The sequence below is a fragment of the Kribbella sp. NPDC048837 genome, assembly GCF_055586945.1.
In genome coordinates this window covers 814880-828148 of the sequence record NZ_JBVJHF010000003.1, presented here as the reverse complement: position 1 = coordinate 828148, position 13269 = coordinate 814880, and the positions used below count along the sequence as shown (strand labels likewise).

The window sequence follows — 13269 nt, the reverse complement described above, 5'->3', positions numbered from 1 at the left end:
CAGCCTGGTGTCGGCCAGGCCCCCGGCGCTCAGCCGGGCGCAGGTCAGGCCGCCGCCGGTCAGCCGGGTGCTGCGGCCGGTCAGTCTTCGAACGGACAGGCAGGCCAGTTCACGAACCCGCCGGCCGCGACCGACGACACCGTCCCGGTCCCGGCATCGACCGAAGGCCGCCCAGGCGCCGGCACCACCAACTCGGCCCGCCCGCAAGCCGGCGACCCGGTCCGCACGGTCCAGTCAGGCCAGCAGCCGGCCCCCCACACCCCCGCCTCGCCGACCGCCCCCGCCACCCAACACTCCTGGCCCACCCACGGCCCCAGCGGCGCAGGCTCCACCCCCAGCTCCAACGGCGGCTCGACCCCGTCCACCCCAACCCGCCCCACCCGCAAGCCCGAGCCCGAGGAAGACCTAGACATCCCCGACTTCCTCAAGTAACCCCACCTCGACCCGCCCGCCCTCGCCTGACAGACCGATCCGGCGGGGGCGGCAGCTCGTCGGCCCAGCAGCTAAGCCCGGCACGGCCCGCGTCCCCGAGCACGCGCCTCCGCCGGCAACCCGGCACCACCCGGCTCGCGCCAGCATCCGGCACCACCGGCGACCTGGCCCGGCAGTTACGTCGGGCCGACTCCACCCGCATCTCCTGCCACCCGGCTCCACCCGCGTCCCCTGGCACCCGGCTCGGCCGGGCCCTCCGGCTGTATGGCTTCGTCGGGGCTGGTCTGGTGGGTGGTTGGGGGACGTCAGGTGGTTGGAGTGGTCTGGCGGGGGCGGTACACGGAGACGACGACGCCGTAGCGGGATTCGCCGGGGCCGGCGTCTGTGAGGTCGGCGAGCATGCGGTCGAGGGTTGTGGAGAGTTCTTCGGCTTGGGCGGCGGTGAGGCGGATGTTCCGGAGAGAGAACATCGGGTCTGGGTCGGCGGTCTCAAGTTCGGCTGCGACTGCCTGGAGTGCGACGGTGTTGTTGGCCCGGGCGCCCTCGCCGACGAAGTCGAACCGCCGCGCGGACCTTCGGTAGTACTGCTCGGTCCCGCCGCGGACCTGCCGGGTCTCGGCGACGTGCACCATCCCGGCGTCGCGCAGCACGCCCAGGTGATGGGCGATGTTGCCCTTCGCCGTGCCGAGGGCGACGGCCAGCTGGCTGATCGTGGCCGCCTCCTGCCCGAGCGCGAACAGCAAACGGTGCCGCAGCGGGTGCCCGAGCGCCTTGAACTGCGCGGCACTCGACACTTCCAGATGATCGGCGATCTCGGCCATGGATCAAGCGTCAAGAACTCTTGACGCTTTGTCAAGCCACATGCTTCACTCCTGCCCATGCAAACCGAACAGAGCACGGCCGAAGAGACCCAGGCCGACCAGATCCGGCTCGACGAGATCCGAGCCGAGGAGATGCGGGCCGACGAGATCCAGGCCGACGAGGTCCGGGCCGTCCTCGGTCGCCTGGGCGCGCTGGTCGCCGAGCACTACGTCTTCCCCGAGACCGGCCGCGAGATCGCGGACCGCCTCGCCACCGCAACAGCCGAAGGCCAGTACGACGACCTGCGTACGCCGGAGCGCCTGGCCGAGCGAGTCACGACCGACCTGCAAGTCGGCAACCGCGACAAGCACCTCCGGCTGAAGTTCCACAGCGACGGCCTGCCCGACGAGACCGACCCGGTCGCCGAGGAAGCGCACTGGCGCCGCCGGGCCGAGCTCGACGCCGGCGGGATGGCCCGGGTCGAACGGCTCGACGGCAACATCGGGCTGCTCGAGATCCGGCCGCTGCTCTACGACCCGATGCACGCCGGCCCGGCCGCGACCGCCGCCATGTCGCTGCTCGCATCGACCGACGCCCTGCTCATCGACCTGCGCCGATGCCTCGGCGGATCACCCGACCAGGTCGCGTTCGTCTGCAGTCACCTGGTCGACGGCGATGACGCGGTCCATCTCAACGACCTGGTCACTCCGGCCGACGGGACAGTGCGGCAGTTCTGGACGACGCCGTACGTACCAGGCCCGCGGTTCGGCGGTAGGAAGCCGATCTGGGTGCTGACGAGCTCGGCGACGTTCTCCGGTGGCGAGGAGCTGGCGTACGACCTGCAGCAGCTCGGCCGAGCGGCGATCGTCGGCGAGCGGACGGGTGGCGGTGCGCACCCACGCCGTGGTTTCAAGCTGCACGAGCAACTCGAGGCGACGGTCCCCGTACAGCGGGCGGTCAACCCGATCTCCGGAATCAACTGGGAAGGCACCGGTGTCGCTCCCGACGTCGACGTCCCCGCGGACCAGGCGTTCGCCGAGGCGTACCGGCTCGCTTCAGAACATGTGGGTAACCTTCAGTCGTGTTCGGCTACGACGAAGTCCTAGAGGATGTCCGCTTCGCCTTCACCGATCGCTTCGGTGGCGCCAGCCAACCCCCGTACGGCGAACTGAACCTCGGCGGAGTCGGCGAAGACCAGGAGTTGATCGGCGAGAACTACCGCCGGATCGCCGAGGCCTTCGGGGTCCGGCCGGAGGCGGTCGTCCGCGTCAGCCAGGTCCACGGCCGCGACGTCCAGGTGGTCCGTCCCGAGGACGACCTTCCTGTCGTGCCGACGACCGCGGATGCGATCGTCACCACCAGGCCTGACGTGGTGCTGGCGGTCCGCGCCGCCGACTGTCTTCCCGTACTGCTCGCGGATTCCGATCAGGGCGTCATCGGCGCCGCGCACTCCGGCCGCAAGGGCCTGTACGTCGGCGTCGTACCGGCGACCGTCGAGGCGATGCGTGAGCTCGGTGCGCGACAGATCACCGCCGTGCTCGGGCCGTACGCGTGCGGGAACTGCTACGAGGTGCCGGCCGAGATGCGGGCCGAGGTAGCCGACCGGGTGCCGGCGTCCTACGCGGAGACCAGTTGGGGGACGCCGTCCATCGACGTGGCGGCTGGGGTCCGAGCGCAGCTGGACGAGTTGGGCGTCGAGGTCGTCGACGCAACGCGATGCACGATCGAGTCGGAGAGCCTCTACTCGTATCGGCGGGAAGGCCCGGTCAGTGGCCGGATGGCCGGGCTGATCAAGCTGGTCGGCTGATGAGTACTCGCGAGGATGAACTGCGGGCCAACCTCGAGCAGGTTCGGGAGCGGATCGAGAAGGCCTGTCAGGCGGCCGGGAGGGCTTCGGGTGAGGTGACCCTCGTGGCGATCACCAAAACCTTCCCAGTCAGCGACGTGCGGGCGCTGGCGGCCCTCGGTGTTCACGACGTCGGGGAGAACCGCGAGCAGGAGCTCAAGGCGAAGGCGCCGGACTGCCCGGACCTCACCTGGCACTTCGTCGGTCAGCTGCAATCGAAGAAGGCTCGCTCGGTGGTGCGCTCCGCGGCGGTCGTGCATTCGGTCGACCGGTCCTCGCTGGTCGACGCGCTGTCGAAGGCCGCGGTCGCGGAAGAGAAGACGCTGCGCTGTCTGCTCCAGGTGAGCCTCGCGTCGTACGGATCGGCGGAGGCCGCGACCGGTGCCGCACGCGGTGGTGTCGAGCCGAACGCCGTACTCGAGTTGGCCGCCGAGGTCGCGGCGGCGGACGGGCTCGAGCTCGGCGGAGTGATGGCGGTGGCGCCACTCGGATCCGATCCCGACGAGGCGTTCGCGGGCCTGCGCGACGTAAGCTCCCGGCTACGCTCCGAACACCCGGGCGCCGGCTGGATCTCGGCCGGGATGACCGGCGATCTGGAGGCCGCGATCAGGCACGGAGCGACACACGTGCGGCTCGGGCGCGCCTTACTCGGTACGCGTCCTCCACTCGGTTAGTGTCGACATCGAGCAGGTTTTGCTTCCTGCTCACCGTTGTCGTCGAAACCGGATCGAGGGGCTGGAGGGCCATGAGCGGCGCGCTGCGCAAGATGGGTGTCTACCTCGGCTTGGTCGAGGACGGGGAGCGCTACAACGCGCGGTACGACGACGAGTACGACGACTACGAAGAGTACGACGACGAAGCCGTCGACGGGGAGTCCCACGAGCCCGAGCCGGTGCCCGCCGGCCGGGAGAGTCGCGAGACCCGGGAACCGCGGGAGACCCGCGAGGACCAGGGCGCGACGGTCAGCAAGTTTCCAGATCGACGTGGTGTCGCACCGTCCCCGGAGGTTACCGAGTTGGCCCGCATCACCACCGTGCACCCGCGCAGCTACAACGAGGCGCGGGTCATCGGTGAGCACTTCCGCGACGGGACGCCCGTCATCATGAACCTGACCGAGATGGACCACGCCGACGCCAAGCGGCTGGTGGACTTCGCCGCGGGGCTGATCTTCTGCTGCCGTGGATCGATCGAACGGATCACCACCAAGGTGTTCCTGGTCTGCCCGCCGAACGTGACGGTGGCCGCCGAGGAGAAGGAGAAGATCGCCGCGGACGGGTTCTACAACCAGAGCTGATGCCCTGGTCTGGTCACCCGCTACCTCCGGTCTTCTACACTCATTGACGACATGGTTGCTCTAGCGCTCGTCCTCAGTGTTCTCAGCTGGGTGCTGCTCGCCTTCTTCCTCGTGCTGGTGGCGCGGTTCGTGCTCAGTCTGATCGTCATGTTCGCGCCGCAGTGGCACCCGAAGGGGCCGCTGCTGCTCTTCTTCGAGGCGATCTACTCGATCACCGATCCGTTCCTGCGGCCGCTGCGGCGGATCCTGCCCCCGATCGGGGCCGGCGGTGTGCGGATCGATCTGTCCATGCTGATGCTCTTCGTGATCGTGTCGGTGGCGATGTCCATCAACTCGACCGCCTTGCGCTCACTGTGAGGGTGAGGACATCACGGACGGGGTAGGTAGAGTCTCGGAAATGGGGATCTCCGGGCGTTGTCGCCCGCCCGGATTCCGTCATAAGACAACGAAGCGATAACGTGATCTACTGAGTCGCCGAGGTGAAGGCCACGGGGACTCCGCCAAGACACAGACAAACGAGGTGAAAGATGCCGCTGACGCCGGATGACGTCCGCTCGAAGCAATTCACGCCCGTCCGACTACGGGAGGGCTACGACGTCACTGAGGTCGACTCCTTCCTCGACGAGGTCGAAGCCGAGCTCGAGCGACTTCTCGCCGAGAACGAGGAGCTGCGGGCCAAGCTCGCGGCGGCTCAGCGCGCGGGCGCCGGGCAGGAGCGGCCGGTCGACCAGACCGCCGCGCTGCCGCCCGTCGTGCAGCAGCCCAAGCCCCCGGTCGTGGTCGAGAAGCCGGAGGAGAAGCCGCCCGTGGTGCCCGCTGTAGCGGCCGCGGGGGCTGCTGCGGCAGCAGGTACCGTCGGGGACGCCTCCAGCTCCGCCGTGCGGCTGCTGGAGATGGCCACCAAGCACTCCGACGACCTGGTCCAGGAGGCGAAGGACACCGCCGACAAGATCATCGGCGAGGCCCGCGCCAAGGCCGAGCGGCTGGAGAACGAGGCGCGCGGCAAGGCCGACCGGATGACCGGCGAGGCCCGTGCCCGCGCCGAGAAGCTGGACGGCGAGATCGCCGAGCGCCGGGCCCAGATGCTCGGCACGCTGGAGAAGCAGAAGGGCCAGCTGGAGCGCACGATCGACGACCTGCACGCCTACGAGCGCGAGTACCGCAGCCGGCTGAAGACCTACTTCACCGAGCAGCTCAAGGCGCTGGGCAACGGCGACGACACGCTCAGCCCGCGGAACGGCTTCCGTCCGGAGGCTCGCGCGCAGGCACACGGTCACGGCGTCTAAAAACCTCGAGAAGAGGCGGTGCTTTCCGGCGGCACCGCCTCTTCGTCATGTCCGGACCCTTTTGACACACCGTCCGTATCTGGTGACACGGTGTCAAAGTCGGGGTCAGGGCCACCTGAGAGGTTGCTTCCGGCCACTGAGCGTCTCGACATCAGTGAGCCGCAGCCGGTACGGCGTCAGCCGCAGGAGTGACGGTGATTCCCCGGCCGGCCCGACGGGGAACACACTCCAGAAGTCGTAGCCGAGTGGTGCGGGAGCGTCGCGGTACAGCTCCCACACTCGTTGCCGGGTCGCGGCATCGTCGACCCACTCCGCGTGGCAGTCCGCGACCGCCACTTCCTGTCCGGGCTCCCAGTAGCTGCAGCTCAGGTACGGACTGTGAGCGAGGTGCCGGACCTTCACCGGCGTCGCGCGCGTCACGATCCAGCCGACCAGCTCTGTGTCCAGTTCCCAGAGCGGGTGCAGGATCCGGGTTCGGGGCCGGTTGTCCGGTCCGACCGTCGCCACTGTGCACCAGACGATCCGGTGCGCTCTCTCCACGAACTCCTTTTGCACAACCATGGTTGTAGATTAGCCAATGCACAACCAGGGTTGTATAGTTCACGGCCATGGACTTCGATCCCGCTGACGCCAATCTGTCGCTCGCGTCGCTGTTCACCGGCTGGGCGCTCGCCGACGAGATCCAGCGGAGGCTCGCCGGGGACGGTTTCGAGGATGCACGCTTCGCCGACGGGGTGGTGTTCCAGCATCTGGTCGGCGGACCGGTGACGATCAGCACACTGGCCGAGCGTCTCGGCGTCACCCAGCAGGCGGCCTCGAAGTCGGTCGTCGACCTGGAGAAGCGCGGTTATCTCCGCCGCGACCCGGATCCCGCGGACGCCCGCGCCCGGCAGGTCGTGCTGACCGACCGCGGCGACGCGGTGATCGCGGCGGCACGCAAACACCGGGCCGCACTCGACGCAGAGCTTCGCCACGCTCTGGGCGACCATCGGGTCGAGGTGGCGCGCCTGCTGCTGGTCGACGTGATCAGCCGGCTCGGCGCGAGCCCGGCATTGCGGGCTCGCGCCGTCCGTCCGCCGCGTTAGTTAGGCCTTGGTGAGCCAGTAGGTCAGCTGCAGGTCCTCTTCGGTGCCGGTGGCAACGTCCGCGGACTCCGACGGGGCCGACTGGGTCAGCTCGACGGCGAGCACCTCGCGGGCGATCTCGTCGGCGTGCTTGCCGAGGGCATCGGTCAGCTCGGCGTCGGTCGAGGTGAGCCAGACCCTGATCCGGTCCGACACCTCGAGGCCGGCGTTCTTCCGGGCCTCCTGCAGCGTCCGGACCACCTCGCGGGCCAGGCCGGCCTGCTTGAGCTCCGGGGTGACCTCGAGGTCGAGGGCAACGGTCTCGCCCTGCTCGTTCACCACGGACCAGCCTTCCTTCGGCCGCTCGGACAGCAGCACCTCGGCCTCGCTGACCCGGACGTCCTCGCCGTCGACGACGACGCTCGCCGTCCCGGTCTCCTTCAGCTCGACGGCGAGCGCGCCGGCGTCGGCGGCGGCGATCGCGGCCGCGACCACCGGCGTCTGCTTGGCGAACCGCTTGCCCAACTCACGGAAGTTGCCCTTGGCCGAGAACTCGACCAGATCCGCGCCCGCCGCGGACAGCGGCTCCACCGAACCCACGTTGAGCTCGTCGGCGATCTCCCGCAGCAGCTCCGGCGACAGGTCCGCGATCGCGGCCGACCCGACCAGCGCCCGGGACAGCGGCTGGCGCGTGCGCACCTTCGCCTCCGCCCGCGCCGACCGGCCGAGCTCGACGACCCGCCGGGCCATCGACACGTGCTGCGCGAGCGCGTCGTCGATCAGCGTCTCGTCGTACGTCGGGAACGCGCTGAGGTGGACCGACTCCGGCAGTCCGGGCGTGACCGGCCGGAACACGTCCTGCCAGACCCGCTCGGTGACGAACGGCATCAGCGGCGCCATTACGCGGGTCAGCACGTCGAGCGTCTCGTGCAGCGTCGCCAGCGCGCCGGCGTCACCGGACCAGAACCGGCGGCGGGACCGCCGGACGTACCAGTTCGAGAGCACGTCGACGAACGAGTTGACCAGCAGACCGAGCCGCTGCGTGTCGAAGGCGGCGTACGCCTCGTCGGTGTCCCGGACCAGCCGGTGCGTCTCGCTCACCAGCCAGCGGTCGAGCACCGAGCGCTCGGCGACGGCCGGGGCGTCGGTGGGCGACCAGTCGGCCAGCCGCGCGTACAGGGCGTGGAACGCGACCGTGTTCCAGTAGGTGAGCAGCACCTTCCGGACGATCTCGTTCAGCACGTTCGGACCGATGCCGCGCGCCTTCCACGGCGAGCCGGATGCGGCCATGAACCAGCGCACCGCGTCCGCACTGTGGTCGTCCATCAGCGGGATCGGCTCGAGGATGTTGCCCAGGTGCTTGGACATCTTCCGGCCGTCCTCGGCCAGGATGTGCCCGAGGCAGACGACGTTGCGGTACGACGACTCGTCGAAGACCAGCGTGCCGATCGCCATCAGCGTGTAGAACCAGCCGCGGGTCTGGTCGATCGCCTCGGAGATGAAGTCGGCCGGGTAGGTCTCCTCGAACTTCTCCTTCGAGCCCTCCGCCCACGGGTAGCCCCACTGCGCGAACGGCATCGCCCCCGAGTCGTACCAGGCGTCGATCACCTCGGGCACGCGGCGCGCCTCGGCACCGCACGTCGGGCAGTCGAAGGTGATGTCGTCGACGTACGGGCGGTGTGGGTCGGTCGCGCTCAGGTCCCGGCCGGCCAGCTCACCGAGCTCGGCCAGCGACCCCACGCACACCTGGTGGTCGTCCTCGCACCGCCAGATCGGCAGCGGCGTACCCCAGTAGCGGGAGCGCGACACGGCCCAGTCGATGTTGTTGCGCAGCCAGTCGCCGTACCGGCCCCACTTGACCGAGTCCGGGTACCAGTTGGTCTTCTCGTTCTCGCGGAGCAGGGCGTCCTTCACCTGCGTGGTGCGGATGTACCAGGAGGGGAGGGCGTAGTACATGACCGGGGTGTGGCAGCGCCAGCAGTGCGGGTACGGGTGCTCGTACGGCACGTGCTTGAACAGGATGCCGCGCTCGTCCAGGTCCTTGACCAGATCCTGGTCGGCCTTCTTGAAGAACTGCCCGCCGACCAGCGGCACGTCGGCGTTGAAGTGACCACTGGCGTCCACCGGGTTCACCACCGGCAGGTCGTACGCGCGGCTCACCGCGAGGTCGTCCGCACCGAACGCGGGGGACTGGTGCACCAGACCCGTGCCGTCCTCGGTGGTGACGTAGTCCGCGAGTACGACGTAGTGCGCCGGCTCGGGGAACTCCACCAGCTCGAACGGCCGCTGGTAGGTCCACCGCTCCATCTCCCGGCCGCCGTACTGCCCGGTGACCGTCCAGCCGTCGCCGAGCCTGTCCAGCAGCGGCTCGGCCACGACCAGGGACTCGTTGCCGTCGGTGGCGACGACGTACTGGACATCCGGGTGCACCGCGACCGCAGTGTTTGAAACGAGTGTCCAAGGAGTCGTCGTCCAGACCAGCAGCGACGCCTGACCGGCCAGCGGACCGGAGGTCAGCGGGAAGCGCACGTACACCGACGGGTCGACGACCGTCTCGTAGCCCTGGGCGAGCTCGTGGTCGGACAGTCCGGTGCCACAGCGCGGGCAGTACGGCGTGATGCGGTAGTCCTCGACCAGGAGACCCTTGTCGTGGACCTGCTTGAGCGACCACCAGACGGACTGGACGTACTCGGGGTCCATGGTCCGGTACGGGCGCTCCAGGTCGACCCAGTAGCCCATCCGGACCGTGAGCTCGTTGAACGCGTCCACGTGCCGCAGCACCGACGCACGGCACTTGGCGTTGAACTCGGCGATGCCGTACGCCTCGATGTCGTTCTTGCCGTTGAAGCCGAGCTCCTTCTCGACCGCGACCTCGACCGGCAGGCCGTGGCAGTCCCAGCCGGCCTTGCGCTCGACCCAGAAGCCCTTCATGGTCCGGTAGCGCGGGAAGACGTCCTTGAAGACGCGGGCCTCGATGTGGTGCGTGCCGGGCATGCCGTTCGCGGTCGGGGGACCCTCGAAGAACGTCCACGGCTGTCCGCCGGCGGACTGCTCGAGGCTCTTGGTGAACGTGTCGTGCTCGTCCCAGAGGGTGAGCACCTCCCGCTCGAGCGCGGGGAAGTCGACCTGCGCCGGAACCTGCCGCCACGGGGTCCCTGGGGTGTCTGCCGCCATCTCTCCGTCGTCCTTCGTCGCCAGTGCCTGCTGACGAGGGACGAAGCACCGGGCGTGTCGCCCGATACCGCGCGGTACCACCCTCCTTGGTGACTCTAGGTGCAGTCACCCACTTCCTTAACGCGTCGCTGCCGGTTCTAATAGGTCCTTGCGGACTGTTCTTCCGGCGGCTCCGGGGTGATGGCCCCATCACTGCCGTGCGGATCGCGGTTGTCAGTGTACGGCGTCGTACCAGGCAACTACGAATCGTTAATCGCTGGTCAGCCGCGACCGTCAGGGATGAGAATCTGCCGGAACGACAGTGTTGCCGGCCGAAGGGGGAGACAGATGGCGCAGCGACTGAAACGTTGGGGTGACTCGGCGTAGCCACTGAGACGTGGCTGTGACGCGCGGAACATCGAGCGGGCTTGAAGAACCGACTACCGTATGTCCACGGTCTGCGCGTCGGACTGGCACGTGACTATCACGTGGCCTACTGTCTTGCGACCAGTCCGCTTCAGTCTCCGACGAAGGCAGGGGGTAGCTGACCATGGCTACATCGGCTCCCAAGAAGACCGCCCCCCAACGCACTGCCGCGGCCAAGAAGAGCGCCGCGAAGAAGTCGACCGAGCCGGCCCCGACCACGGCCCGCAAGAAGGCACCGGCGAAGACCTCGCCGGTCAAGAAGACTCCCGCGGCGAAGAAGTCCTCAGCGACGACCGCCGCGGCGAAGAAGGCTCCGGCCAAGAAGACCCCTGCCAAGCAAGTACCGACGAAGAGGGTGGCCATGAAGACCAACGAGAACAGGACCCCGGCAACGGCGCCGGCGAAGTCCGCAGCACACAAGGCGGAGACCCTCACGGTGAAGTCCGGCGAGACCCCGTGGACCGCGGCCGAGCTGGCCGAGCTCCGCGGTGAGCTGGAAGCCGACGTGGTGCACCTGAAGAAGGAGATCCACGACGCCGAGCAGGAGATCGTCGGATTGCTCCGCGACGGCGGTGACGGCGCCGGGAACGACCAGGCCGACGTCGGCTCCACCACGCTCGAGCGCGACCACGAGATGTCGCTGGCCAACAACGCCCGGGACATGCTCGACCAGATCGAGCGCGCGCTGGCCAAGATCGAGGACGGCACGTACGGCGTCTGCGAGAGCTGTGGCAACGCGATCGGCAAGGGTCGGTTGCAGGCGTTCCCGCGTGCGACACTGTGCGTGTCATGCAAAGAACGCGAAGAACGCCGCTGAACGACCCAGCTTCGTCCCGTCAGGTGGGGGACGCGGAGTCACCGGAACCGGCCGACCTCGAGTCGGCCGGTTCTCCGTCATCTCCGGACCCCGGCGGCGGGACGCCGGCGCGGTCCTGGAAGTGGATGGCGCTGTTCGGCGGGGTCGGGTTGCTGATCCTGTTCCTGGACCAGTTGACGAAGGCCCTGGCGCTGCAGCATCTGACGCCGGGTGAGCCGGTGAACGTGATCGGCAGCCTGCTGAAGTTCAACCTGATCCGGAACTCCGGCGCCGCCTTCAGCCTCGGGGCGGGGTACACGCCGTACATCAGCGCGGTCCAGATCACCGTCGCGATCGGTGTCGTCTACCTGTCCCGCAAGCTCGGGTCGGTCGGCTGGGCGATCGCGTTCGGGTTCCTGTTCGGCGGGGCGGTCGGCAACATCATCGACCGGATCTTCCGTGAGCCGTCGCCGTTCCACGGGCACGTGGTCGACTTCCTGCAGACCCCGCACTGGGCGATCTTCAACGTCGCCGACATGGCGGTCACCTCGGCCGCGATCCTGCTGGTGATCCAGACCCTGCGCGGGATCAAGCTCGACGGGACCCGGGAGCACCGCAAGTGAGCTCGCGGACCGTGATGGTGCCGGACGGTCTGGCCGGCGAGCGGCTGGACGCGGCGCTGTCCCGCCTGTTCGGCGTGTCCCGGACCAAGGCGGCCGAGTTGATCGAGTCCGGTCTGGTCCAGGTCGACGGTGCCCCGGCACCGAAGTCGTCCCGGGTCGCCGCCGGCGTGCTGCTCGATGTCGAGCTACCGCCTCCGCCGGCCGAAGTGACCGTCGTGCCGGAGACCGTGGACAACCTGCGGATCGTGTACGACGACGACGAGATCATCGTGGTCGACAAGCCGGTCGGAGTCGCCGCGCACCCGTCACCCGGGTGGACCGGCCCGACCGTCATCGGCCATCTGGCCGGCGCCGGTTTCACCATCTCCACCAGCGGCGCCGCCGAGCGCAAGGGCATCGTGCACCGGCTCGACGTCGGCACCTCCGGGCTGATGGTGGTCGCGAAGACGGAGTACGCGTACACCGTGCTCAAGCGCGCCTTCAAGGAGCGCACGGTCAAGAAGATCTACCACGCGCTGGTCCAGGGGCATCCCGACCCGTTCACCGGCACTGTGGACGCCCCGATCGACCGGCACCCGCACCACGACTACAAGTTCGGCGTCGTGGCGGGCGGCAAGCCGAGCGTGACGCACTACGAGACGCTCGAGGCGTTCCGGTACGCGACCTTGCTCGAGATCACCCTCGAGACCGGCCGGACGCACCAGATCCGCGTCCACATGTCCGCGATCGGGCACCCGTGCTGCGGCGACCTGACGTACGGCGCTGACCCGGTCCTCGCCGAGCGCCTCCAGCTCAACCGGCAATGGCTCCACGCCATGCGCCTCGGCTTCACCCACCCGGGCACGGGCGAGTACGTCGAGTTCACCTCGGAGTATCCCGACGACCTCGACCACGCTCTGGATCTCCTCGTCGATGCTCAATGAAGTTGTATCTGTCGTCCTTCCGCCTCGGTGACCACCCGGAGCGCCTGGTCGGCCTGCTCCCGCCGCAGGGCCGGGTGGCGGTCATCTGCAACTCGATCGACAACGAGGATCCCGCTGTACGCCGGGAGAAGGTCGCCGAGGAGATCGCCTGGCTGACCGAGCTCGGCCTCCGCGCGGAGGAGCTGGACCTTCGCTCGACGTCCGACCTCCGGGCGGAGCTGGGGGAGTACGACGGCGTCTGGGTCCGTGGCGGGAACGTGTTCGTCCTCCGGGTCGCCATGGCTCGCTCGGGTGCGGATCAGATCCTCCCGGACCTGATCCGCTCCGAGCAGCTCGTGTACGCCGGGTACAGCGCCGGACCGTGCGTCCTCGCGCCCAGCCTCCGCGGCCTCGAGCTGTGCGACGACACCAGCGTGCTGGACGGCGAGATCATCTGGGACGGCCTCGGCGTGCTCGACCACGCGATCGTTCCGCACCTGAACTCACCCGGCCATCCCGAGACGGAGCTCCTCGAGCGTGTCGCCGAGCTCTACGACCGCACCGGCGTCGCGTACCTCCCCATGAGCGATGGCCAAGCTCTCGTCATCGACGGCGCCCACCGCGAACTCGTCTGACCGCCTCTAGG

At 68.9% G+C, this 13269-nt stretch carries 14 protein-coding genes; 11 read left to right on the top strand and 3 right to left on the bottom strand.

Going from position 1 to position 13269, the window contains the following annotated elements; genetic code table 11:
• Positions 1-737: 737 nt before the first annotated feature.
• Complete coding sequence (locus ACZ6O0_RS19515) at positions 738-1253, bottom strand: ArsR/SmtB family transcription factor (RefSeq protein WP_465766319.1); 516 nt, start codon at positions 1251-1253, stop codon at positions 738-740.
• 57 nt (positions 1254-1310) lie between these two features.
• Between ACZ6O0_RS19515 and ACZ6O0_RS19510 the strand changes: the two genes are divergently transcribed.
• The 6 genes from ACZ6O0_RS19510 (at position 1311) to ACZ6O0_RS19485 (ending at position 5659) form a co-directional block, all read left to right on the top strand.
• A complete protein-coding gene (locus ACZ6O0_RS19510) occupies positions 1311-2339 on the top strand; it encodes a S41 family peptidase (RefSeq protein WP_465766318.1) in 1029 nt (342 codons plus the stop codon).
• Complete coding sequence (gene pgeF / locus ACZ6O0_RS19505) at positions 2315-3040, top strand: peptidoglycan editing factor PgeF (protein ID WP_465766317.1); 726 nt, start codon at positions 2315-2317, stop codon at positions 3038-3040. The genes ACZ6O0_RS19510 and pgeF overlap by 25 nt, the downstream gene beginning before the upstream one ends.
• A complete protein-coding gene (locus tag ACZ6O0_RS19500) occupies positions 3040-3753 on the top strand; it encodes a YggS family pyridoxal phosphate-dependent enzyme (protein WP_465766316.1) in 714 nt (237 codons plus the stop codon). The genes pgeF and ACZ6O0_RS19500 overlap by 1 nt, the downstream gene beginning before the upstream one ends.
• A gap of 71 nt (positions 3754-3824) precedes the next feature.
• A complete protein-coding gene (locus tag ACZ6O0_RS19495) occupies positions 3825-4373 on the top strand; it encodes a cell division protein SepF (protein ID WP_465766315.1) in 549 nt (182 codons plus the stop codon).
• Between the two features lie 51 nt (positions 4374-4424).
• The gene (locus ACZ6O0_RS19490; protein WP_465766314.1) at positions 4425-4730 is read left to right on the top strand and encodes a YggT family protein; all 306 of its coding nucleotides are present in this window, start codon (positions 4425-4427) and stop codon (positions 4728-4730) included.
• A 170-nt stretch (positions 4731-4900) separates the two neighbouring features.
• Positions 4901-5659 carry a DivIVA domain-containing protein gene (locus ACZ6O0_RS19485; protein WP_328521776.1) on the top strand — a complete coding sequence of 253 codons (759 nt, stop codon included), beginning with the start codon at positions 4901-4903 and terminating at the stop codon, positions 5657-5659.
• 105 nt (positions 5660-5764) lie between these two features.
• Here the strand turns inward: ACZ6O0_RS19485 and ACZ6O0_RS19480 are convergent, their stop codons facing one another.
• On the bottom strand, positions 5765-6220 hold the full coding sequence (locus ACZ6O0_RS19480) for a pyridoxamine 5'-phosphate oxidase family protein (RefSeq protein WP_465766313.1): 456 nt from the start codon (positions 6218-6220) through the stop codon (positions 5765-5767).
• 47 nt (positions 6221-6267) lie between these two features.
• Here ACZ6O0_RS19480 and ACZ6O0_RS19475 point away from each other — a divergent pair, with 47 nt between their 5' ends.
• Positions 6268-6744, top strand: a complete 477-nt coding sequence (locus tag ACZ6O0_RS19475; protein ID WP_465766312.1) for a MarR family winged helix-turn-helix transcriptional regulator — start codon at positions 6268-6270, stop codon at positions 6742-6744.
• Here the strand turns inward: ACZ6O0_RS19475 and ileS are convergent, their stop codons facing one another.
• On the bottom strand, positions 6745-9897 hold the full coding sequence (ileS, locus tag ACZ6O0_RS19470) for an isoleucine--tRNA ligase (protein WP_465766311.1): 3153 nt from the start codon (positions 9895-9897) through the stop codon (positions 6745-6747).
• 529 nt (positions 9898-10426) lie between these two features.
• Between ileS and ACZ6O0_RS19465 the strand changes: the two genes are divergently transcribed.
• The 4 genes from ACZ6O0_RS19465 to ACZ6O0_RS19450 are packed head-to-tail and all read left to right on the top strand — an operon-like array spanning position 10427 to position 13258.
• The gene (locus tag ACZ6O0_RS19465; protein ID WP_465766310.1) at positions 10427-11119 is read left to right on the top strand and encodes a TraR/DksA family transcriptional regulator; all 693 of its coding nucleotides are present in this window, start codon (positions 10427-10429) and stop codon (positions 11117-11119) included.
• Positions 11092-11721, top strand: a complete 630-nt coding sequence (gene lspA, locus ACZ6O0_RS19460) for a signal peptidase II (protein ID WP_465766309.1) — start codon at positions 11092-11094, stop codon at positions 11719-11721. Before ACZ6O0_RS19465 ends, lspA begins: the two co-directional genes overlap by 28 nt.
• Positions 11722-11735: 14 nt before the next feature.
• Positions 11736-12644, top strand: a complete 909-nt coding sequence (locus ACZ6O0_RS19455; RefSeq protein ID WP_465766434.1) for an RluA family pseudouridine synthase — start codon at positions 11736-11738, stop codon at positions 12642-12644.
• The gene (locus ACZ6O0_RS19450) at positions 12641-13258 is read left to right on the top strand and encodes a Type 1 glutamine amidotransferase-like domain-containing protein (RefSeq protein ID WP_465766308.1); all 618 of its coding nucleotides are present in this window, start codon (positions 12641-12643) and stop codon (positions 13256-13258) included. Before ACZ6O0_RS19455 ends, ACZ6O0_RS19450 begins: the two co-directional genes overlap by 4 nt.
• Positions 13259-13269 lie beyond the last annotated feature (11 nt).